At 70.5% G+C, this 21,179-nt stretch carries 19 protein-coding genes and 1 tRNA gene; 11 read left to right on the top strand and 9 right to left on the bottom strand.

What is annotated here, in order from left to right; translation table 11 throughout:
• Window positions 1-29: 29 nt before the first annotated feature.
• Both ADX84_RS10300 and ADX84_RS10295 read right to left on the bottom strand, forming a co-directional pair.
• Window positions 30-2,522: an RNA helicase gene (locus ADX84_RS10300; RefSeq protein WP_049571240.1), complete on the bottom strand. Its 2,493-nt coding sequence runs from the start codon at window positions 2,520-2,522 to the stop codon at window positions 30-32.
• 150 nt (window positions 2,523-2,672) lie between these two features.
• Entirely contained in the window at window positions 2,673-3,662 is a 990-nt protein-coding gene (locus ADX84_RS10295; protein WP_049571237.1) for a malate dehydrogenase, read from the bottom strand.
• 261 nt (window positions 3,663-3,923) lie between these two features.
• On the opposite strand from ADX84_RS10295, the gene ADX84_RS10290 reads away from it, so the two are divergent.
• A tRNA-Ile gene (locus ADX84_RS10290) sits at window positions 3,924-3,997 on the top strand.
• A gap of 366 nt (window positions 3,998-4,363) precedes the next feature.
• Here ADX84_RS10290 and ADX84_RS10285 read toward each other — a convergent pair.
• Window positions 4,364-4,801: a hypothetical protein gene (locus ADX84_RS10285; RefSeq protein ID WP_049571234.1), complete on the bottom strand. Its 438-nt coding sequence runs from the start codon at window positions 4,799-4,801 to the stop codon at window positions 4,364-4,366.
• A 19-nt stretch (window positions 4,802-4,820) separates the two neighbouring features.
• Complete coding sequence (locus ADX84_RS10280) at window positions 4,821-5,423, bottom strand: hypothetical protein (protein WP_049571231.1); 603 nt, start codon at window positions 5,421-5,423, stop codon at window positions 4,821-4,823.
• Between the two features lie 236 nt (window positions 5,424-5,659).
• On the opposite strand from ADX84_RS10280, the gene ADX84_RS10275 reads away from it, so the two are divergent.
• The gene (locus ADX84_RS10275) at window positions 5,660-7,570 is read left to right on the top strand and encodes a GDSL-type esterase/lipase family protein (RefSeq protein ID WP_053107278.1); all 1,911 of its coding nucleotides are present in this window, start codon (window positions 5,660-5,662) and stop codon (window positions 7,568-7,570) included.
• Between the two features lie 10 nt (window positions 7,571-7,580).
• On the opposite strand, the gene ADX84_RS10270 is transcribed toward ADX84_RS10275, so the two are convergent.
• Window positions 7,581-8,201 carry a TetR family transcriptional regulator gene (locus tag ADX84_RS10270; protein ID WP_049571228.1) on the bottom strand — a complete coding sequence of 207 codons (621 nt, stop codon included), beginning with the start codon at window positions 8,199-8,201 and terminating at the stop codon, window positions 7,581-7,583.
• A gap of 280 nt (window positions 8,202-8,481) precedes the next feature.
• Window positions 8,482-9,198 (bottom strand): glycerophosphodiester phosphodiesterase, encoded by a 717-nt coding sequence (locus ADX84_RS10265; protein ID WP_049571225.1) that lies wholly within the window; start codon window positions 9,196-9,198, stop codon window positions 8,482-8,484.
• Window positions 9,199-9,427: 229 nt separating this feature from the next.
• On the opposite strand from ADX84_RS10265, the gene ADX84_RS10260 reads away from it, so the two are divergent.
• Window positions 9,428-10,198 carry a DeoR/GlpR family DNA-binding transcription regulator gene (locus tag ADX84_RS10260; protein WP_049571222.1) on the top strand — a complete coding sequence of 257 codons (771 nt, stop codon included), beginning with the start codon at window positions 9,428-9,430 and terminating at the stop codon, window positions 10,196-10,198.
• 78 nt (window positions 10,199-10,276) lie between these two features.
• Here the strand turns inward: ADX84_RS10260 and ADX84_RS10255 are convergent, their stop codons facing one another.
• On the bottom strand, window positions 10,277-11,560 hold the full coding sequence (locus ADX84_RS10255; RefSeq protein ID WP_049571220.1) for an MFS transporter: 1,284 nt from the start codon (window positions 11,558-11,560) through the stop codon (window positions 10,277-10,279).
• 142 nt (window positions 11,561-11,702) lie between these two features.
• Here ADX84_RS10255 and ADX84_RS10250 point away from each other — a divergent pair, with 142 nt between their 5' ends.
• Genes ADX84_RS10250 through ADX84_RS10240 form a run of 3 tightly spaced genes read left to right on the top strand, consistent with a single transcriptional unit; the run spans window position 11,703 to window position 14,818 of the window.
• Entirely contained in the window at window positions 11,703-13,313 is a 1,611-nt protein-coding gene (locus ADX84_RS10250) for a sensor histidine kinase (protein WP_049571217.1), read from the top strand.
• A gap of 53 nt (window positions 13,314-13,366) precedes the next feature.
• Window positions 13,367-14,029: a response regulator transcription factor gene (locus ADX84_RS10245; RefSeq protein WP_049571366.1), complete on the top strand. Its 663-nt coding sequence runs from the start codon at window positions 13,367-13,369 to the stop codon at window positions 14,027-14,029.
• A 48-nt stretch (window positions 14,030-14,077) separates the two neighbouring features.
• Window positions 14,078-14,818, top strand: coding sequence for a metal-dependent phosphohydrolase (locus ADX84_RS10240; protein ID WP_049571214.1), 741 nt, complete (start codon window positions 14,078-14,080; stop codon window positions 14,816-14,818).
• On the opposite strand, the gene ADX84_RS10235 is transcribed toward ADX84_RS10240, so the two are convergent.
• Together ADX84_RS10235 and ADX84_RS10230 are read right to left on the bottom strand one after the other, a co-directional pair.
• Entirely contained in the window at window positions 14,739-15,035 is a 297-nt protein-coding gene (locus ADX84_RS10235) for a DUF4031 domain-containing protein (RefSeq protein ID WP_049571211.1), read from the bottom strand. The two genes, ADX84_RS10240 and ADX84_RS10235, sit on opposite strands and share 80 nt — an antisense overlap.
• A 44-nt stretch (window positions 15,036-15,079) precedes the next feature.
• A complete protein-coding gene (locus ADX84_RS10230; RefSeq protein ID WP_049571209.1) occupies window positions 15,080-15,547 on the bottom strand; it encodes an Lrp/AsnC family transcriptional regulator in 468 nt (155 codons plus the stop codon).
• 152 nt (window positions 15,548-15,699) lie between these two features.
• Here ADX84_RS10230 and ADX84_RS10225 point away from each other — a divergent pair, with 152 nt between their 5' ends.
• The 5 genes from ADX84_RS10225 to ADX84_RS10205 all read left to right on the top strand — a co-directional run.
• A complete protein-coding gene (locus ADX84_RS10225) occupies window positions 15,700-16,602 on the top strand; it encodes a tryptophan 2,3-dioxygenase (RefSeq protein WP_053107276.1) in 903 nt (300 codons plus the stop codon).
• Between the two features lie 88 nt (window positions 16,603-16,690).
• Window positions 16,691-17,929 (top strand): kynureninase, encoded by a 1,239-nt coding sequence (gene kynU, locus ADX84_RS10220; RefSeq protein WP_049571205.1) that lies wholly within the window; start codon window positions 16,691-16,693, stop codon window positions 17,927-17,929.
• 724 nt (window positions 17,930-18,653) lie between these two features.
• Window positions 18,654-19,511: a hypothetical protein gene (locus ADX84_RS10215; RefSeq protein ID WP_049571202.1), complete on the top strand. Its 858-nt coding sequence runs from the start codon at window positions 18,654-18,656 to the stop codon at window positions 19,509-19,511.
• A gap of 683 nt (window positions 19,512-20,194) precedes the next feature.
• Entirely contained in the window at window positions 20,195-20,635 is a 441-nt protein-coding gene (locus tag ADX84_RS10210; RefSeq protein WP_017546220.1) for an Lrp/AsnC family transcriptional regulator, read from the top strand.
• Between the two features lie 68 nt (window positions 20,636-20,703).
• Window positions 20,704-21,179, top strand: a 476-nt coding sequence (locus ADX84_RS10205; RefSeq protein WP_049571198.1) for a PhzF family phenazine biosynthesis protein, incomplete at its 3' end; no start/stop codon positions are given.

Genomic DNA, 21,179 nt, shown 5'->3' with positions numbered 1-21,179 from the left:
GGGACCTCCGCCCGGAGGCCCCCACCCGCCTAGAACCGGTTCACGTCCGTCACGTGCACCACCGCGCGGCCCTCGGCGTTGGACGCCGCCAGGTCCACCTCCGCACTGATACCCCAGTCGTGGTCCCCGGCGGGGTCGGCGAGGATCTGCCGCACCCGCCACATGTCGTCCTCCTCCTCGATGAGGAGCATCTTCGGGCCGCGCGCGTCCGGCCCGGTGCCGATCTGGTCGTGCTCGGCGTAGTACGCCTCCACGGCCTCGGCCCACTCCTCGCCGCTCCACTCGTCGTCCTCGGAGAGCTTGCCGAGGTCGCCGTAGCGCCGCCGGGAGGCCAGCTCCACGCGGCGGAACATCTCGTTGCGGACCAGCACCCGGAAGGCGCGGGCGTTCGAGGTGACCGGCCGGACCTTCTCCTCCGCCTCGGCACCCTCGCCCTCGGCCTCCTCCTCGGGATTGGTGAGCTGCTCCCACTCGTCCAGCAGGCTGGAATCCACCTGGCGCACCAGCTCGCCCAGCCACTCGATGAGGTCGCGCAGTTCCTCGGTCTTGGAGTCGTCGGGAACCGTCTGGTTGAGGGCCTTGTAGGCGCTGGCCAGGTACCGCAGCACGAGACCCTCGGAGCGGGCCAGCTCGTAGTGGCCCACGTACTCCACGAAGTTCATCGCGCGCTCGTACATGTCGCGGGCCACGGTCTTGGGCCGCAGCGGGTGGTCGCCCACCCACGGGTGACCGCGCCGGTAGACCTCGTACGCGTGGTCGAGGAGCTCCTCCAGCGGCTTGGGGTAGTCGATCTCCTCCAGCCGCTCCATGCGCTCGTCGTACTCGATGCCGTCCATCTTCATTTCCTGGACGGCCTCGCCCCGGGCCTTGTTGAGCTGGGCGCCCAGGATCTGACGCGGGTCGTCCAACGTGGACTCCACCACGGTGAGCGCGTCCAGCGGGTAGGTCGGCGACTCGGTGTCCAGCAGCTCCAGGGCGGCCAGCGCGAACGTGGACAGCGGCTGGTTGAGCGCGAAGTCGGCCTGGAGGTCGACCGTGAGCCGGGCGGTGCGGCCCTGGTCGTCCGGTTCGGGCAGGGTCTCCACGATCCCGCCGTCCAGCAGCGAGCGGTAGATGGCGATCGCCTCGCGGATGTGGCGCCGCTGCGTCCTGCGGTCGTCGTGGTTCTCGGTGAGCAGGTGCTTCATGGCGGTGAAGCAGTTGCCCGGCCGCGCGATGACGCTGAGCAGCATCGCGTTGCTCACCCGGAAACGCGAGTTCAGCGGCTCGGGGTCGGCGTCGATGAGCTTGCGGAAGGTGGCCTCGTCCCAGGACACGAACCCCTCGGGGGCCTTCTTGCGCACCACCTTGCGCCGCTTCTTGCTGTCGTCGCCGGCCTTGGCCAGCGCCTTCTCGTTCTCGATGACGTGTTCGGGGGCCTGGGCGACCACGTTGCCGACCGTGTCGAACCCCGCCCGCCCGGCGCGCCCGGCGATCTGGTGGAACTCCCGCGCGCGCAGCCTGCGCACCCGCACGCCGTCGTACTTGCTCAGCGCGGTGAACAGCACGGTGCGGATGGGCACGTTGACGCCCACCCCGAGGGTGTCGGTGCCGCAGATGACCTTGAGCAGACCCGCCTGGGCCAGCCGCTCCACGAGGCGCCGGTACTTGGGCAGCATCCCCGCGTGGTGTACCCCGATTCCATGCCGCACGTACCGGGACAGGTTGCGGCCGAACTTGGTGGTGAAGCGGAAGTTGCCGATCTCGTCGGCGATCCGCCCCTTCTCCTCCTTGGTGCACATGTTGATGCTGGTCAACGACTGTGCGCGCTCGATCGCCTGTGCCTGGGTGAAGTGCACGATGTACACGGGAGCGTCACCGTTGCCCAGGAGCTCCTCCAGGGTCTCGTGCAACGGGGTGGCCCGGTAGTCGTAGTAGAGGGGGACGGGGCGCTCGGCGGAGGTGACCACCGCGGTCGACCGGCCCGTGCGCTTCTCCAGATCCTCCTCGAACCGGCTGACGTCGCCCAGGGTGGCCGACATCAGCAGGAACTGCGCCTGGGGCATCTCCAGCAGGGGCACCTGCCAGGCCCAGCCGCGGTCCGGTTCGGCGTAGAAGTGGAACTCGTCCATGACGACGGTGTTGATGTCGGCGTCCCGGCCCTCGGCCAGGGCGATCTGGGCGAGGACCTCCGCCGTGCAGCACACGATGGGCGCGTCGGCGTTGACGCTGGCGTCACCGGTCATCATGCCGACGTTCTCGGTGCCGAAGATCTTGCACAGGTCGAAGAACTTCTCCGACACCAGCGCCTTGATGGGCGCGGTGTAGAACGCGCACTCGTTCCGGGCCAGGGCCGCGAACAGCGCGCCGGTGGCGACCATGCTCTTGCCCGAGCCGGTGGGGGTGTTGAGGATGACGTTCGACCCGGAGACGACCTCGATGAGGGCCTCCTCCTGGTGCGAGTAGAGGGTGAGGCCCCGCTCCTCGGCCCACAAAGCGAACGCCTCGAAGAGGGAGTCGGGTTCTGGTTCGGCCGGAAGCACATCAATGAGACTCACGGTCTCTATACTGCCCGCTCCCCGACCCCCTTCGGGACACGGCGGGGTGTTCGTCCCCTCACCAGGCCCGGAACACGGACGGGCACGTCCCCCAGGGGGGGAACGTGCCCGTGACCGTGCTGGCGCGTCGGTCCCCTAGACGAGGCCGAGCTTCCTGACGGTGTCGCGCTCCTCGACGAGCTCCTGCACCGAAGCGTCGATACGGCCGCGGGAGAACTCGTCGATCTCCAGGCCCTGCACGATCTCCCACTTGCCGTTCTTCGAGGTGACGGGGAAGGAGGAGATGAGGCCCTCGGGGACGCCGTAGGAGCCGTCGGACGGGATGGCCGCGGAGGTCCAGTCGCCCTCGGGGGTGCCGTTCACCCAGTCGTGCACGTGGTCGATGGCGGCGTTGGCGGCCGAGGCGGCCGAGGAGGCGCCACGGGCCTCGATGATCGCGGCGCCGCGCTTGGCGACGGTCGGGATGAAGTCCTTCTCCAGCCAGTCCTGGTCGCCGACGGCCTTGGCGGCGTTGGCGCCGTTGACCTCGGCGTTGAACAGGTCCGGGTACTGGGTGGCGGAGTGGTTGCCCCAGATCGTGAGCTTCTTGATGTCGTTGATCGACACGTTCAGCTTCTTGGCGAGCTGGGTCAGCGCGCGGTTGTGGTCCAGACGCGTCATCGCGGTGAAGCGCTCGGCCGGGACGTCCGGGGCGTGGCTCTGGGCGATGAGGGCGTTGGTGTTGGCGGGGTTGCCGACCACCAGGACGCGGATGTCGTCGGCCGCGCCGGCGTTGATCGCCTCGCCCTGGGGCTTGAAGATGCCGCCGTTGGCCTGGAGCAGGTCACCGCGCTCCATGCCCTTGCCGCGCGGGCGGGCGCCGACCAGAAGGCCGACGTTGGCACCCTCGAACGCCTTGGTGGCGTCGTCGAAGATGTCGATGCCCTGGAGCAGGGGGAAGGCGCAGTCGTCGAGCTCCATCGCCGTGCCCTCGGCGGCCTTGACGGCCTGCGGGATCTCCAGCAGGCGCAGCTTCACCGGGGTGTCGGCGCCGAGCAGCTGGCCGGAGGCGATCCGGAACAGCAGCGCGTAGCCGATCTGACCGGCGGCGCCGGTGACGGTGACGTTGACGGGTGCGTTGGACATGCGTGAACTCTCCTGACGACGTTGTGCGACCCGCGATGTTACCAACGGGTTCGAGGCGGCTCCGGAGCCGGGCCCAGGGGGTACGGCCAGGCGCGCGCCGCACCATCACACCCTAGACCGCCCCCCGATGACGTTCGCGACCAAGGTGCGCCCAAGCGCTTCGCGCGTCGTCACAGGTGCGGGCAAGCCTTGCGGAGCAACGGATTTCGGGCGCGGAAACGTCGGACGCATCCTGTTAGGATGACGTTTGCTGACGACGGAGGGCCGGTAGCTCAGTTGGTTAGAGCAGGGGACTCATAATCCCTGGGTCGCGGGTTCGAGTCCTGCCCGGCCTACCCCTTCCGAACAAACGAAAAGCGCCGCCAGCCTGCACTGACAGGCCAGCGGCGCTTTCTTTCCTATCCGGCCGTGTTCGGACGGCTACGGCCCGAACCGGTCAGCCGTGCCGAATGCGTGTTGAAGTATTGGCCCCCCGCTAACCACCGCCGCGCACGACGGCGACCCTCGGGTGCGCGCCTCACCAAACGGCACGCATAAACCAAAAGTCGGACATCAGTGCCGCGTTCTGCTCATTTCACCACTCGTCGGTCTCGCATTGACGACAGGCCCCTTCGTCGGGCCATCGCCAGCCGGGGCGGGGTCCGGGGGCGGGGCGCCGACGGCGCGGTCGGACCGTCGGCGCCCCGTTTCCCGCACCCCGGTCAGTCGTCGCCGAGCAGCCCGCGCACGAAGGCGCGGTAGTCGCGCAGGGCCAGCCGCAGGGCCTCGGTGTCGTCGTCGGCCTTCTCCAAGGCGGTGCGCAGGGCCGTGCGACGCGCCTCGATCTCGGCGATCACGGCGTCGGCCACCTCCGACGCCAACGCGTCCGCCGCGCGCACCGATCCCGGCGGATCGTCCACGAACTCGCCCTGTGCCTCGTCCCAGCGCTCACGCAGCTCACGGGGGACCAGATCCCGGGGGTGCGGCCGCCAGGTCCGGGAGGGGTCGGGGGTCCTCGCGGGCCTGCTCTGTCGGGGCACTCCCACCTCGGCAGCCTCGGGGGTCTCCGGCCGCTCCGGCGACGCGGAGGGCTCGACGGGTTCGGGGTCGATCCGCTTCGCACCCGGCCGGTGCCTCGGCCGTACTGGGCGATCCGCCATGTGTACCTCCCTCGTGTGCTTACTCCACCTGTGCGCCTCTGGTCGTCTCGGCGCCGAGCAGGGCCTCCACCAGCCCCCGGTAGGCGATCAGTGCCTCGCGCAGGTTCTCGGTGGCGGTCTGGTCGGCCTCCGCGAGATGCCCGGCGGCCCGGGCAGCGCGGTAGCGGGCGACCGCGTCGGGATGGTCCACGGACAGGTCCCTGGCACGCCGCTCGAAGCTCGCGTCGTCGTGGACGCCGTCCTCGGAGACGGGACCGTCGGGATATCCGAGGTCCCGCATGATGGTGTCGGTGAGTCTTCGGGCTCCCCGGACCGACCCCACCGGGTCGTCGACGAACCCCTGTTGCACCTCGGCCCAGGCGCGCGCGTGGGCCGCGCGCTCCGCCTCGGTGGGTGAACGCAGCTCGGTGTCCCGGCGCTGGCTCAGTCGGTCGGCGAGGTCCTGCTCGGCGTCGGCCCTGCCGCCGTGCGCCTCCAGGGCCTGCTCGTACTCCTGGCCGAACCGCGCTCTGAGCCGCCGTGTGCGCAGGGCGGGGAGGACCGCCAACCACGCGACGATCGCGGCTCCTCCAATGACGACGACCACGGCCGCGACGATGATGACGATCGTTCCGGTCTCCACGGGGGGTACCTCCTGACGAGCCTTTGCCCCCGGGCGCCGAGTACGAAACGCCACGTTCCGTGCTGTTGGGGACCACGGGCCGACGCGGCCGGGCCGAAACCCCGATCCGTCCGATACGCCCTAGACTGGCCGCCGGTCGGAGGGCACCGTGGCCCACGTCTCGGCAACCACCGCGCCGCGGGGACCGTCGAACACGTGAGGTTGAGGTGAGCGGACGGAACCGGTGAGGAAGGCGTGTGGTGGACGGGGGGAGAACGACGGGGTACGGCACTGACCGGCCAGCCACGGTCTGGGACCACGTCCTGAGGGTGGTCTCCGTCGTCGCCGTGGTGGCGCTGTTGCTGGTCGCCATCAACGCCAGCGTCTCCCGCGACGTCGCCATGCAGTCCGCGGACGACCCGGAGGAGTCCGTCGCTGTTCCGCTCGCACAGCTCCTCGACCGCACCGGTGTCTCCCAGGACGGCACCGTGGGCTCCGGAGACCTCGACGGCGCCGGCAACAGCCTCTCCGCGCGCACCCTGACGGCGGCCGGCTGGAACCCCGGGGGAGAGGTGGTCCTCCTGGACACGCCGCTCGAACTCCCCGCCTACGGGCCGGGCCGTCCCGACCACGTGACCTCCGACGGCCAGTCAGTGACCCTGTCCGCCGAACCCGCCCCCTGGGAGTCCCTCACCTTCCTGGCCACCGGCACCCGCACGGACGGCACCGGCGCCGACGTGCGCGGCAACGGCCGTGTGGTCTACGCGGACGGAACCACCCAGGACTTCCCGCTCTCGGTTCCCGACTGGGCCGCGGGACCGGCCGGTGACGCCGTCCTGTCACTGCCCTACGCCAACTCGGCCACGGGTTTCGGGCAGGACGCCATCGGCTCCGTGCGCCTGTACGCCCGTTCGGTGCCGATCGACCAGGGCCGCGAGGTCGACCACGTCGTCCTGCCCACCGTCGCCGACGAGGACGCCAGCCTGCACGTCTTCTCCCTGGGCGGGCGCCCGCCCACACAGGCCTGGACCGGGACCTGGGCGCGCGCGGCGTCCGGGTACACGTCGGTCGGCCCATGGGAGGACCAGACTCTGCGACTGACCGTGCGCACCACCACCGGCGGACACAAGGTGCGCCTGCGGTTCGACAACACCTTCGCCTCCCGACCGGTCGCCCTGGGAGCGGTCTCGGTCGCACTGCGCGGCGAGGGCGCCGCCACGCACGGCGCGGCGGTCCCGCTGACCTTCGACGGGGCGCCCGGCGCGGTCATCCCCGCCGGGGGACGACTCGTCACCGACCCCGTCGACGTCCTGCTTCCACCTCAGACCGAACTGCTGGTCAGTGTGCACCTGCCCGAGCGGGTGACCGCCGCCCCCATCCACTACGCGTCGGTCGACACCAACTACACCAGCGTCCCCGGCAGCGGTGACCAGACCCTGGACCGCACCGGGGAGCCCTACACCGGGCTCGTGGACCACTGGCCCTTCCTCACGGGGATCGAGGTGACGGACGGGCCCGGCGCAGTGGTGACCTATGGCGACTCCATCACCGACGGACTGCGCTCCAGCCGGGACGGTCACGCGCGCTGGCCGGACGTGCTCGGCGCCCGGCTCCACGAGAGCGCCGACCTGCCCACCCTGGGAGTGCTCAACCTCGGTGTCGCGGGAAACCGGATCACCTCGGACGGTTATCCCGGGGAGGGCGTTTCCACCTACGCCAGCGGTGTGAGCATGCTGCACCGGGCCCAGCGCGACGTGTTCGCGCAGAACGGGGTGGAGGCGGTGGTGGTTTTCGCGGGGATCAACGACCTGCGCTGGGGTGCCTCACCGGACGTGGTGATCGCGGGGCTGGGACGGCTGGCCAGGACCGCCGAGGAGCACGGGGTGCGGGTGTTCGTGGCCACCCTCGCGCCGTGCGCGGGGGGATCCCGGTGCACCCCGCACGTGGAGGAGGGGCGCCAGCGGGTCAACGGCCACCTGCGGGCGGAGGCGGGCGACCCGGGCTCGGTCTTCGCCGGGGTGTGGGACTTCGACGCGGTGCTGCGGGACCCGGCCGTTCCGGAGCGGATACGCCCCGAGTTCGACTCCGGCGACCACCTGCACCCCAACGACGCCGGGCTGCGGGCCGTCGCGGAGTCGGTGGACCTCTACGAACTGGTGGGCGGCTGAGTCGTCGCGGTCAGCGCGGGCAGCGCAGGTGGTGGTGGATCACCAGGTCGACGTACACGCCGCCCAGATCGTTGAGGCTGAGCCCGGCCTCGGGCTCGTACCAGTGCTGGATCGAGTCGAAGGTCTCAAGGACGCTGTCGGTGGCCCGGCCCGTGTCCCGTATCCGGAACTGGTCCGCGCTCACTCCCGCGACGATGATCTCGCGGACGTGCTCGCGGTAGGTCCTGAGCAGGGAGCTGATCTCCCGGTGCCGGGCGGGATGGATGGCGCGCAGGGTGGGCAGCAACTCCTGGCTCAGGGCTATGGCGGACCGGTGCCGCCACCCGGAGTCCACGTGCCTGCGGACCAGGCCGGACATGCGTTCGGTGGGTGGTCTCCCGGGCGCGTCAGCGGCCAGTTGGCCGCTGACGCGTTCGCGGGTCGCGCGTAAGACCACGGCGTAGGACAGGTCGAACCTGGTGGGGAAGGCACGTCTGAGGCAGGCCGCGTCCGTGCGCGTCTCGCTGGCGATGCGCCGGGTCAGGTCGGACATGGAGATCCCGCGTGAACCGTGCTCGGCGAACAGCCGGGCCGCGCAGTCCAGGACGGGTGCCGTCGTGTGAAGTGCGTTCGGGGGGAGATCGGCCGTCATTCGTCGTTTTCTCATCGGTCGGTGCACCACGGACGTAAGGGGAGTCAAGGATATCCGTGACCGGTCCGCACATAGTGTGGAACCGAGGAATTCACCGGCGAACGCGGCATTCACGGTGCGCGTGTTGTTGGTGTTCCCGCCGATACCCGCTGAGGGATGTTTGTCATGTTCTCCCAGGTGGTCCCGTGAACCGAGGGAACGGTACAAGGTCCGCTCCGGTGTTTTACGGGTCCGCTTCCGGATGCGCCGCCGCTCCTTTCCCTGCCGCCCGCGCCGTTGTTCACGGCGCCCCCTGCGCCGTTTCCTGGGCACGGCCGGAGGTCAGGGAAACGAGGTCGTCCACGCGATCGGTGGCGAGCGCGTCCACGCCCATTCCCATGAGTCTGGCCATCTCGTGGAACTCGTTCACGGTCCAGGCCACCACCCCGAAACCGTGCCGGTGGAGGTCGGTCACCCGGTCCCGGTCCACCAGGGAGTAGTGCATCCCCAGGAACGTGGGGCGCAGCGCGCGCGCCATCTCCTCCGGTGGCGGCCCCGGCTGGTCCCAGGCGAGCATCACGCGGGCGCCGGGACTGCGGGCGCGCAGCGCCTTGAGCGTCTCCAACGGTCCGGTGAACAGCGCCTGGTCGCCGAACCCGTGTTCGCGCAGGACGGCGTCCGCGGCCAGCGCCGCCTGCGGAGAGGCGGCGTCGACCAGCAACGGCGCGGTGGCCCCGCCGCCGAACTCGGCGATGACCTCCATGAGAGTGGGCACGCGCCGCTCCACGTCGTCGCGGGCGGCGGCCAGTTCGGCCAGGGTCAGGTCGGCGACCTGACGCGGCGGGGAACCCGGGAGGGTCACGACACGTTCGTCCACCAGGACCGGGTACCCGTCCGCGGACAGGTGGACGTCGATCTTGACCAGGTCGGCTCCGGCGCGCAGCGCCGAGCGCAGCGCCGGGAGCGTGTTACCCGGGAATCGTGCGGTGTCTCCGCGTAGAGCGATGGACAACGTCATGCAGTCAAGAGTGGCAAAGAGACCGCGGTCACGTGGTGCAAACAGGAAAAACGCCCACCAAGGCGTCCCGGAGTCTGCGGGCGGCGCGGAGCGTGGGGGCCGATCGCGCGGCGATTGCGAGCGGTCTCACGTCGTGGGGGCACCGCCTGGGTACGGCTACCTGGGAAACTTCGATAAGGGGTGTCGTATCCGAACGGCACCCGCCAGGCCCCCGAGTGTGAGGCGAACGATGATCCCGGACCAGCGGCGAGAGCACATCCTGAAGCTTCTCCAGGAGCGCCACGTGCTGAGTATCAACGAGCTCACGTCGATGCTGTCCGTGTCCCACATGACCGTGCGTCGCGACATCCAGGCCCTGGAGAACGACGGCAAGGTCCTGTCGGTCACCGGCGGCGTGCGGTTGGCGGCGCGGCTCAAGAGCGAGCCCTCCTACCTGGCCAAGGCCCAGCTGGAGGTACCGGCGAAGCGGGCCGTCGCGCGCGCCGCCGCCGAACTGGTGCGCGAGAACTTCACCATCTACCTGGACGCGGGCACCACCACCCTCCAGATGGTGCCGCTGCTCACCGACAAGGTGGGGCTGACCGTCATCACCAGCGACTTCAACGTCGTCGGCCACCTGATGGAGTACCCGGGGATCGAACTGATCCACACCGGGGGCGTGGTGTCGCACTCCGACCACTCCTCGGTGGGCCAGTTCACCGCCGACTTCCTGCGGCAGGTCAACGTCGACCTCGCGTTCATCGCGAGCAGTTCCTGGGACGCCGAGCGCGGATCGACCACCCCGTCGGAGGCCAAGGTGATCGCCAAGCAGGAGCTGCTGCGTATCGCCTCCAAGAGCGTTCTGGTGGTGGACAGCACCAAGTACGGCAAGTTCGGCACCTTCCGGGTGGCCCAGCTGGAGGAGTTCGACCTGATCATCACCGACGACCGCCTTCCGCGTTCTGCGGTGGACGAGATCGGTGAGCGCGACATCCGCCTGAGGACCGTCCTGAGCGAGTAGTCACGGGCCCGGCCACCGGTCCCTGTAACGGGAGACGGAGCCGGGCCGGGTCCCGGAAGGCCGCGGAGTCGCAGCAGCTCAGACCCCCGAGTTGAGCACCGTGTCCTTGGTCACGGGCAGCTCCGGGCCGGGATCGGTGAGGCCGTCCGCGGCGCGCGACCGCTCGTACCAACGGGCGCGCAGCACCATCGTCGTCACCGCGAAGGAGACCAGTCCGCCCGCCGTCGCCAGTGCGAACGCCCCCTGGTGGCCGAAGGAGTCGGCGAGTGACCCCGAGACCATGGACCCCAGGGCCTGGCCCAGGATCAGGCTGCTCAGGATGATCGCCATCGACTGTGAGAGGCGGCTCGGAGGGGCGGACCGCTCGATCAGACCGAACAGGCTCACCAGGTGCGGACCGATCGCGACGCCCAGCACGAGGATGGCGACCGCCAGGGTCGCCGGACCGTGGTCCAGGTACAGGGGCAGGGTGAGCAGTGCCAGAGCGCCCGCCGCCACCCGCACCCGCGCGGTGAGCGTGAAGCCCACCGGCAGGGAAGCCATCATCAGCCCCGCGAGGGCGCTGCTGGAGCCCATCACCGCGTACATCAGCCCGGACAGGTCGCCGTGCCCGGCGTTGTCCGCGAAGGCGGTCACACCCGTGGACATGCCGCCGAAGAACAGACCCTGGCAGAACATCGGCACGGCGAGGAGCAGCAGCGCGGGCCGTGTGATGCGGCCCTCGGCGCCGAGCACCGGGGCCGCCCCGGGCGGGGCCGAGGGGTGCAGGGCGAACACGGTGCCGAACACACCGATCAGGACGGCCGCGCCGAGCACGCTCGCGGTGGGGGACAGGGTCAGGGTGAGGACACCGACCAGCGCGGGGCCCAGGACGAAGGCGGCCTCGTCCAGGACGCCCTCCACGGACATCACGGCGGAGACCGAGCGCTCGCGTTCCAGGCCGCGATCGGGTCCCTTGCGGATGAGCACCACCCACCGGGTGCGGGCCATCGGGCCCACCTGAGGCATGCACAGACCACCGATCGCGGCCAGCGCGACCATGGCGGGCAGCGGGACGTCGGCGGCGATGGCGGCGACCAGGGCGACGATGAGGGCGGCGTCCACGATCGCCGTGACCAGGACGGGGAAGCGCTGCCCGTGACGGTCCGCGAAACGCGCGATGACGGGCCCGCCGATCGCCTCACCGAGCGCGAACGCCCCGGAGACCAGTCCTGCGGCGGCGACGCTGCCGGTGGTGACGGTGACCAGGGTGAGGAGCCCGATCAGGGTCATGGACACGGGGAGCCGGGCCAGGAAGGTGGCGAGCAGCAGGGGCCAACCGGCGATCCGGTGCATCCGCCGCAGGGTCTCCAGGGGTGACATTCAGCCTCGTTCTGTCTCGTGGTGCCGCGCCGTCGCCCTCGGCCGCAAACCATCCCATGATAGGTGGACTCATCCAGGTGGCGGACGAACCCTGACTTTCGTGGGTGACCCGTGACCGGTGCGGCTGTGTAGGTTCGCCACCATGGACTTCACCGAACCCTCCCCGGAACCGCGCCGGGTCCCGGGCCCGCTTCGGGGCCTGGAGCCCGGCCCGGGATGGCCCACCCGGGGCGCCGTCGTGCGGGACCTGTTGCTGTGGCTCGGGGCGTCCCTGGTCCTGCTGGCCGAGGCCCATGCCTTCGCCGTCGCCGGATACGAACCGACCCTGACCGCCCTCCACCTGGTGGCCCTGGCCGGGGTGGTCCTCGTGCTCAGCCGCACCCACCCCCTCCTGGCGCCGTGCGCGGCCGTGTTCGTGTGTCTGTGGTCCCAGGCCTTCGTGGTCGTCCTGGTGTGCGTGGCCTACCTGGCCGGTCGGCGGTCGAGGAGGACCTGGGTCGCCGTGGCGCTCTTCGCCGTCCTGAGCCTGGCCGTCGCGCTGGTCGTGCTCCGTTTGGTGGGCGAGACCCCAGGGCTGTGGCTGAGCTCCGGGATCACCCTGGTGTTCTTCACGGCGCTGCCCTGGTTGGCGGGCGTCCACCGTCGCCAGCACCGGGAGCTGGGACAGGCGGGCTGGGAGCACGCGCGCCAGCTGGAACTCGGACAGCGGCTGACCGCCGACCGCGCCAGACTGCGCGAACGCGCGCGGATCGCCCAGGACATGCACGACTCCCTGGGCCACGATCTCAGCCTGCTCGCCCTGCGGGCCGGAGCCCTGGAGGTCGCGCCGGACCTGGCCGAGCACCATCGGGAGGAGATCGCCCGGCTGCGCGCGGGTGCCGTCGAGGCCACCGCCAACCTGCGCGAGATCATCGGGGTCCTGCGTCCTGACACCGGTACCGAACCCGCCCCCACCGCGCCCGCCGACGAGGGCGTGCCGGCCCTGGTGGAACGGGCCCGTGACTCGGGAGTGGAGGTCACGCTGATCAGCGAGGGGCGTCTCGACGCGCTTCCGCCGATGGTGGATCGCGCCGTCCACCGTGTCGTGCAGGAGTCCCTGACCAACGCCACCAAGTACGCGCCCGGCGCCCCCGTCGAAGTGAGGACGACCGCCGACGACACCCGGCTGGAGGTACGTGTCACCAACCGTGAGTCGAGTGAGCGGGGCCAGGTGCCGGGCGCGGGCGGTGGACACGGGCTCACCGGGATGGCGGAGCGGGTCCGGCTGACGCGCGGAGCCCTGACCGCCGGTCCCCACGAAGGCGGCTGGCGGGTGCGGGCCACCATGCCGCTGGACGGCGCCGAGGTGACCGACACCGCCGAGCACGCCGACGAGGCGATCGACCGGCTCCACAGAGCGGCCCGCCGCCGGGTCCAGCCGTGGACCCTGGCCCTGGTGGCCGCTCCGGTGGTCGTGGTCCTGCTCGTGGTCGCGACCGTCTACTACGTCCTCGCGGAGATCCTCGCGGCCAGCACCCTGCCGCCGGAGGACTTCGCGGCGATCGCGGTGGGCGATCACCGCGACGAACTCGACGTGCTCCCCGAGCGCCCGCTGCGGGTCTCCGAGTCGCAACTGGCGGAGTTCGACTCCGCCGACCCCGGCTGCGATCAGTACCGCGGCACGGCGGGGATGTTCGACGAGGACGTGGACTTCTACCAGTTGTGCTTCGAGGACGGGGTGCTCACCGCCAAGGAGAGGCTGGCGAAGCGATGAGGCCGCTGCGCGATGCTTCCCGAACGACCGAGACCGAAGAGGGGGACACGGCTGTGATCAGAGTGCTGCTCGCCGACGACGAGGCGATGATCCGCGCGGGCGTGCGCGCCATCGTGCAGAGCGATCCGGGCGTCGAGGTGGTCGCGGAGGCCGCCGACGGCCGGGAGGCGGTGGAGCTGGTGCTCTCCCACCGCCCCGACGTGGTGTTGCTGGACATCCGCATGCCGCGTATGGACGGGCTCGCGGCCTGCGCCGAGATCCTTCGGGTGGCCCCCGGTACGAGGGTGGTCATCCTCACGACCTTCGGGGAGGACGCCTACATCTCACAGGCGCTCGGAGACGGGGCCAGCGGGTTCCTGCTCAAGGCGGGGGACCCCCGTGAACTCATCGCCGGGGTGCACGCGGTCGCGGACGGGGGCGCCTACCTGTCCCCCAGGGTGGCCCGACAGGTGATCGATCGGTTCGGCGGAGGAAGGGCGGCGAAGGAGGCCGCGGCGGCCGAACGCCTGTCCGCCCTCACCGACCGTGAACGGGACGTGCTCACCCTGGTCGGGGCCGGACTGTCCAACGCCGACATCGCCGAACGCCTCTTCCTCGTCGAGGGCACGGTCAAGAGCTACGTGAGCGCCATCCTCAACCGTCTGGGTATGAGGAACAGGGTGCAGGCGGCCATCCTCGCCCACGAGGCCGGGCTGGTCGAGGGCTCCACGCGCTGACCCCGCGCCGACCTTTTGGGCCCGAGCCCGGACGGGAAGACTGGCCACATGGAGAGTTCCGAGGACCGGACGGACCGTCACCACCCCCTGCGGGAGGAGGACGCCGTCCTCCTGGCCGCCTCCTGGCGCCACCTCACGGGCGGGGACTGCGAGGCCCGGGCGGTGGGGGACGAGCTCCTGGACCGCTGGAGCGAGGAACACCGCCGCTACCACACCCTCTCCCACCTGTGGGCGACCCTGCGCGCCGTGGACGTGCTCCAGGAGGAGGCCCGCGACGTCGACACCGTGCGCTACGCGGTCTGGTTCCACGACGCCGTCCACGAGGGCGACCCCGGACAGGACGAGGACGAGAGCGCAGCCCTGGCCGAGCGCCTGCTCACGCTCCTGGGAAAGGACCCGGCACTGATCGCCGAGGTGGTGCGGCTGGTGGGCCTCACCAAGGACCACCGGCCCGCGCCGGGGGACGCCGACGGCGCGGTCCTCTGCGACGCCGACCTGTCGATCCTGGGCGGAGCGCCGGAGAAGTACCTGGCCTACACCTCCGCGGTCCGGGCGGAGTACCGGCGCCACTCCGACAAGGTGTTCCGGGCGGGGCGGCTGCGGGTCCTGCGTTCGCTGCTGGAGGCCCCGCACCTGTTCCACACGCGGTTCGGTCGGGCGCACTGGGAGCCCCGCGCCCGGTCCAACATGCTCGCCGAGGTGGACCGGCTCAGCCGTGAGCCTTCGGCGGAGCCTGCCCCGTCCCGGCGTGCTTGGGGCGGCGCAGCCCCGCCGCGCGCAGACGGGTGACCAGTTCGCGGCCGCTGACCCGCTCGGCGCCCAGTTCCAGTGCCCGGGCGTGCAGGTGTTCGGGCACGTCGTAGTGGTCCCGCTCGAAGGCGCGCGGCGCGACCCCCAGTTCGCTCGCGAAGGCGTGCAACTCCTCGAAGGAGCTGTCGCTCACCAGGTGGGCGAAGCGCCAGCCACGGGGGCCCGGCCAGACGGGACTGTCGATCAGAACACTCACCGGTCAACTCTAGACGGGAAGCGACGGGACGGGGTCCGCGGCTCTCAACGCGTCTGCGGGGCGGTGACCGGGCGCCAGGGCACCGGGCTGGACAGGATCATGGTGCTGGAGGGACGGCCGTGCACGGCGAGCTGGTCGATGACCTCCTCGAAGTGCTCCATGGAGCGCACCGCGATGAGCAGCACGCAGCAGGCGTCGCCGGTGACCCGGTGTACCTGGAGGATCTCCGGCAGCTCCAGGGAGGACCGCTCGCGCAGCAGACAGTGCGCGCCAAAGCACTCCATGCGCACCAGCGCGGTGACCGGGAGGCCGGCGGCGGCCGGGTCCACATGGGCGTGGTAGCCGGTGATCACCCCGCGGTCGGTGAGCCGCCGTACCCGGTCGGCCACGGCGGGCGCCGAGAGGTTCACCCGCCGGGACAGCTCGTTGAAGGACAACCTCCCGTCCCGCTGGAGCTCGCCGAGGATGCGCTGGTCAACGCTGTCCAGCGGAGTTTCGAGTCGTGAGGCCATACTTTGCGTTCCCAAGGCTGATGTCGGATTCCTGTTACGAATGCTAGGTCAATGCCCGACTTGTGTCATCGGTGTCCATTCCTTCTCGCGGTCAATTGTCCCAGTATGTGAGTTCACGTACACGACCATGCAGTACACGAGGGGTACACCCGATGCTCTCCACCACGTCCGCCCAGTGTCCCTACGCCCCGACGGAGGACGTCGGCGCGGCGGAGGCCCGCGCCAGCAGGGCGGAGAGCAACGGGGGCAAGCCGACCCTGAGCTTCGAGAAGAACACCCCCTACGTCGACTACGCGGGGATCGACACCCTGCTGAGCCTCCAGAACCCGCGCACCAAGGAGCCCGCCGAGTCGGCCTTCATCATCGGAACCCAGGTGATGGAGCTCCTGTTCTCGCTCGTCCAGGAGCGCTGGGAGGCGGCCCGGGAGGCCCTGGAGGTCGACGACGTGCCCGGTACCGTCGCCTGGCTGCGCAGCGCCTGCAACGCCCAGGACGTGCTCAACAGCACCTGGGGCCTGTTCGGCGACATGACGCCCACCCAGTTCAACCGCTTCCGTGACTCCTTCGGGGAGGCCTCCGGCTTCCAGTCCTACAGCTACCGCAAGCTGGAGTTCCTCCTCGGTCACAAGTCCGCCGCCATGATCCGCCCGCACAAGGCCATGAGCGGGGTCGTCGACGACCTCACCGCCCTGATCGAGCGCCCCAGCCTGTACGACGCCGCCCTGCGCCTGCTGCACCGGCGGGGACTCCCCGTCCCGGACGCCTGCGCCGAGCGGGACTGGACCGAGGACTACGAGCCCTGCGCCGAGGTCGAGGCCGCCTGGATCGAGGTCTACGCCGATGACCGTCCCGGGAACGACCTGTACCTGTTGGCCGAGGCGCTGGTCGACGTCGCCGAGCGGGTGACACGCTGGCGTCAGCTCCACCTCGTCGCGGTCAAGCGCACGATGGGCGGCAAGCCCGGCAGCGGCGGCTCCAACGGGCTGAACTGGCTGGCCCGCAACGCCGAGAAGGACGTCTTCCCGGAACTGTGGTCCCTGCGTAGCACCATCTAGACCAGGACACCCCTGTCGGTCCGCGGAGACGGACCGGCCCGAGTCCACCACGGCCTCCACCCAGCCCCGGCAAGGAAGCAGGACCCCGATGACGCCCACCACCCGTGAGGAGTGCGCCGCGCTGGACGCGGCCGACCCCCTCGCCCCCCTCCGCGAGGAGTTCGTCCTCCCCGAGGGGGTGATCTACCTCGACGGCAACTCGCTGGGCGCACTGCCCCGCTCCACCCCCGCCCGGGTCGCCGACATGATCGAGCGGGAGTGGGGCCAGAACCTCATCCGCAGCTGGAACGACGCGGGCTGGTGGGACAAGCCGCGCACCCTGGGCGCCAAGGTCGCCCCGCTGGTCGGTGCGGCCGACGACGAGGTGGTCGTCGGTGACGGTGCCTCCGCCAACCTCTTCAAGACCCTGGTCGCGGCCCTGCGTCTGTCCGACCGCACGGTGGTGCTGGGCGAGGCGGGCAACTTCCCGACCGACCTGTACGTCACCGAGGGCGCGGTCGGCCTGGCCGGTGCGGAGCAGCGTCGCGTGGACCCCGACGGCCCGGAGCTGGCCGAGGCCCTGGCGCGCGGTGACGTGGCGGTCCTGCTGCTGAGCCACGTGGACTACCGCAGCGGGGTGCTGCGGGACATGGCCGGGATCACCCGCCTCGCGCACGAACACGGCGCGCTGGTGATCTGGGACCTGTGCCACAGCGTGGGCGCTGTGCCCATCGACCTCTCCGGGAACGACGTGGACTTCGCGGTGGGGTGCACGTACAAGTACCTCAACGCCGGTCCGGGCGCCCCCGCGTTCCTGTACGCGGCCCGCCGCCACCACGCCGCCTCCGACCAGCCGCTCAGCGGATGGCACGGCCATGCGCGGCCGTTCGACTTCGCCCCCGACTACGAACCGGCCCCGGGGGTCTCACGCTTCCTCAGCGGTTCGCAGCCCCTGGTGGCCGACGCCGCCCTGGAAGCGGGCCTGGACGTGTGGGCCAAGGCCGACCTCGCCCAGGTCCGGGCCAAGAGCCTGGCGATGACCGACCTCTTCCTGGCCAGGGCCGCCTCGGTGGGGCTGGCGTCGATCACCCCGGCCGAGCACGTCCGGCGCGGTAGCCAGGTCTCCCTTGTCCAGCCGGAGGAGGGGGCCGGGTACCCGATCGTCCAGGCGCTGATCGAGCGCGGTGTGATCGGGGACTTCCGCGCCCCCGACGTCATGCGCTTCGGGTTCACCCCGCTCTACCTGCGCTACGTGGACGTCCACGACGCCGCAACCGCGCTGGTGGAGGTTGTGGAGTCGGGGGAGTGGCGCGCCGAGCGATTCAACCGCAGGTCACAGGTCACCTGACCTGATGCGTACTCCCCGGTGGGGCAACCCGCCGGGGAGTTCTTTGTGCTCACCGGCCCTTGGACGCGTTCCTGTGACCCTCTCCAGTGCCCGGATGACGTGGCCTTTGCCCCGGTGTGCCCCAGGTCTCCCGCCCCCGACGCCCACCGGCCCGCGCCGTCATCGCCCGGTCCTTCGTGACCTTTCGGCTTGTCCGTAGCCTTTCGGGGGGTTCTGAACCGACCCGAACGCGTTCGTTCTGGTTTATGACGAGGGCCACTCGTGGGCCCGCCCGTCGTCCCCGATCGGGCCCGCGAACCCCTGCTGTCAGGGCAATCCCGTGACCTGCGAGTTCTCAGTGGGTGACGTCGTTGCGTGTTCAGCGAAACACGCCGCGTCATTTTACCCGCGATCCTTCGGCACTTTGCCAAACCCTGGGTTAGTGTCCTTCGTGACCGGTTCGTTATGGACCTTTAGCGATCCGGTGCCGAGCCCTTGACCGGCCAGCGAGCCGAAAGGGAATCGAGACCTCTTCATCTCTCTCGGGAACGAGCAGTGCGAATCCACGCGCAGCTGTCCGGCGGAGCCGATCCGGCCCCCCGTTCCCACCCCGCCACTCGCCGCCAGCGACGCGGGGCGTGCCATGACACGACACCCGTCCGGAACACGGACCTCTGCGTCCGCGTGCCCCGACACGTCATGGCCCGGTCTTCTCGGCTTCTGTCGTCAACCTGGCTATCACTTCATGAGCAACGACACTCCCATTCAGTACGGCGAAGTCACCGCGACCTATTTCTGGGACGACGGTTCCGGCATCAACGGAGACACCGGGATGCCCGCCGGTGGTGAACCCATGCAGAAGGGGCTGTTCTCCAGCCCCAGCTGGCCGCTGGGCACCGAGGGATTCATCGTCTACGAGGGTGAAGAGTACGAGTTCTTCATCGGTGACCGTGGTCCCGGTATCCCCTCGGAGAACTGCGACGTTCTCCTGGACATCGACGGCGAGACCTTCGCCGACATGATGGGCGAGAGCTTCGACAAGGACTCCCTCGTCGTCAGCGGTGGCAACGGCCACGCTGAGGTCGAGTACTTCATCACCGAGTGGGGCGACGGTAACGGGACCGAGGGTGCTCCCCACCCGTTCAACCAGTCCGGCAACAAGTGCGAGAACGCGGTCTCCGACGTCCCCGCCGAATACCTCCCCGAGGAGGAGACGGCCGAGGAAGAGCAGGCTGAGGAGCAGGCCGCCAAGGAGGACACCTCCGACGAGGCCGCCGAGGAGACCGCCAAGGAGGAGGAGCAGCAGGACGAGGCTCCCGCCGCAGCCGAGCAGGAGGACGAGGACACCGGCGTGACCGCCGAGACCGCGGCCAACGACCTGACCGGCTTCGGGCTGACGGGCGCCGAGGGCACTCCCACCGCCGCCGGTCTGCTGAGCCTGGCGATCATCCCCGCGATCCTCATCGCGCTGTTCTTCGCCTGGACCCGCCGTCCCTCCGGTGCCCACGCCGGTGCCGAGGACGAGGGCGACAAGGGTCTGATGGCTGAGAGCAACGGTCGTCACGGCATCGCCACGCTGTTCGACAAGCTGCTCGGGCGCTAGTCCCGGCAGTTCCGCGACAACCCCCGGACCCACCCCGGTCATCCGTGACCTCGGGAGTCCGCTAGGCCAGGTGTTCCTCCTGGCGGGGGGAAACAATGAGACTCCCGCAGGGCGCAAGGCCCGGGGGTGTGGGTAGGCCAGGGGCCGCGATCGTCGATCGCGGCCCCTGTGCTGTGTGCGCCTGCCGGGTCCGAGGGGTCAGTGCCCATCCGGCAGCAGTCGCGGGCGCCCCACGCGGTCGGTCGGCCGGTGCGGGGACCGCCCCGCACGGTGGTCGGGTCGGCGGGCCTCCGGTCGCCGTTGACGCGGAGGACCCACCCGACCCGTGGACACGGCGGCGCGTGGGCCGCGTGCCCTCACTCGCGCCGGGACCCACCGGGGCGACGCCCGAACCCGCGTTGTTCGGCGGCGTCGTCGCCGCCCGCGGGTGCGGAGTCTTCCCGTGGGCCCGCCACGGTGGTCAGCGTGGAGCGGGTCCCGATGGGGCCGGTCCCTCGGGTGCTCAGTCCTTTGGAGGAACCGGACGGAACCGATCATCGGTGTGCTTCATGTCTTGAATATGAGGCGAATCACCCCATATTGTCGATGCTCCCGGGCGGATGCTGGACGAACTGCTCGGTAGGACGCCCTCCACCACAAATCATCTGATGTGTCCACGACGCGGACGGTATGAGGTAAGACAAGTGGCCGTGCAGCTGGACGACACCGACCGCCGGATCATCGCGCTCCTGCGCGACGACGGCCGCATGTCGATCCGTGCCGTCGCCGAGAGCGCGCACATCTCCCGGGCCAACGCCTACTCCCGCCTCGAACGCCTGCGCGACGAAGGTGTGATCAGGGGATTCACCGCCGTCATCGACCCCGAGAAGTACGGCACGGCGCTGTCCGCCTACGTCTCCGTGCGGATCGAACAGCACTCCTGGGAGAGGTTCCGGGGCTACCTGCGCGACATCCCCGAGGTCGACCACGCCGCCCTGGTCTCCGGTGACGTCGACCTCCTGCTCCTCGTCCGGGTCGCCGACGCCGCCGCCCTGCGCACCTTCGTCCTGGAACGGCTCCAGCGCCTGCCCGAGGTGAAGAGCACCCAGACCATGTTCATCCTGGACGAACCCCACCTCCAGTAGTCGGGACGGGGGCCACTTCACTCTCCGTTGGCCCTTGGTGGACCGGATCCACTTGGGAGAATGGACCCATGCCCGAGTACCGCGTCATCGACGCCTTCACCGACCAGCCCCTCTCGGGGAACCCCGCCGCCGTCCTCGTGCTGGACGACACCTACCCCGACGCGTGGGCACAGGGGATCGCCGCCGAGTTCAACCTCTCCGAGACCGCCTTCGCGCGCCGGATCGACGACCCCGACGCGGACTTCGAACTGCGCTGGTTCACCCCGGTCACCGAGATCGACCTGTGCGGGCACGCCACCCTGGCCACCGCCCACGCCCTCACCGAACTCGGAGAGCGGGGTCCGATCCGCTTCAGCACCCGTAGCGGGGTCCTCACCGTCCAGAACCGGGACGGCAGGCTCTGGATGGACTTCCCCGCCCGCCCCGCCACCGCCACCGACGCCCCGGACGGGCTGGCCGCGGCCCTGGGCGCCGAACCCCGGTGGACCGTGGTCGGCGCCCAGGGCCGCGGCCAGCCCGTCCGGGGCGTCGGTGGCGGTGGCGG

Source organism: Nocardiopsis sp. SBT366, assembly GCF_001083815.1.
Taxonomy (GTDB): Bacteria; Actinomycetota; Actinomycetes; order Streptosporangiales; family Streptosporangiaceae; genus Nocardiopsis; species Nocardiopsis prasina.
Note: the sequence above shows the minus strand (reverse complement) of the source record. Positions and strands in the feature narration are given on the sequence as shown.

Bases quoted from the DNA above. Each gene is read 5' to 3' on its own strand.
- ADX84_RS10295 (WP_049571237.1), bottom strand. From the start codon at position 3,662: ATGTCCAACGCACCCGTCAACGTCACCGTCACCGGCGCCGCCGGTCAG.
- ADX84_RS10285 (WP_049571234.1), bottom strand. From the start codon at position 4,801: ATGGCGGATCGCCCAGTACGGCCGAGGCACCGGCCGGGTGCGAAGCGG.
- ADX84_RS10270 (WP_049571228.1), bottom strand. From the start codon at position 8,201: ATGACGGCCGATCTCCCCCCGAACGCACTTCACACGACGGCACCCGTC.
- ADX84_RS10265 (WP_049571225.1), bottom strand. From the start codon at position 9,198: ATGACGTTGTCCATCGCTCTACGCGGAGACACCGCACGATTCCCGGGT.
- ADX84_RS10260 (WP_049571222.1), top strand. From the start codon at position 9,428: ATGATCCCGGACCAGCGGCGAGAGCACATCCTGAAGCTTCTCCAGGAG.
- ADX84_RS10255 (WP_049571220.1), bottom strand. From the start codon at position 11,560: ATGTCACCCCTGGAGACCCTGCGGCGGATGCACCGGATCGCCGGTTGG.
- ADX84_RS10250 (WP_049571217.1), top strand. From the start codon at position 11,703: ATGGACTTCACCGAACCCTCCCCGGAACCGCGCCGGGTCCCGGGCCCG.
- ADX84_RS10240 (WP_049571214.1), top strand. From the start codon at position 14,078: ATGGAGAGTTCCGAGGACCGGACGGACCGTCACCACCCCCTGCGGGAG.
- ADX84_RS10230 (WP_049571209.1), bottom strand. From the start codon at position 15,547: ATGGCCTCACGACTCGAAACTCCGCTGGACAGCGTTGACCAGCGCATC.
- ADX84_RS10225 (WP_053107276.1), top strand. From the start codon at position 15,700: ATGCTCTCCACCACGTCCGCCCAGTGTCCCTACGCCCCGACGGAGGAC.
- kynU (WP_049571205.1), top strand. From the start codon at position 16,691: ATGACGCCCACCACCCGTGAGGAGTGCGCCGCGCTGGACGCGGCCGAC.
- ADX84_RS10215 (WP_049571202.1), top strand. From the start codon at position 18,654: ATGAGCAACGACACTCCCATTCAGTACGGCGAAGTCACCGCGACCTAT.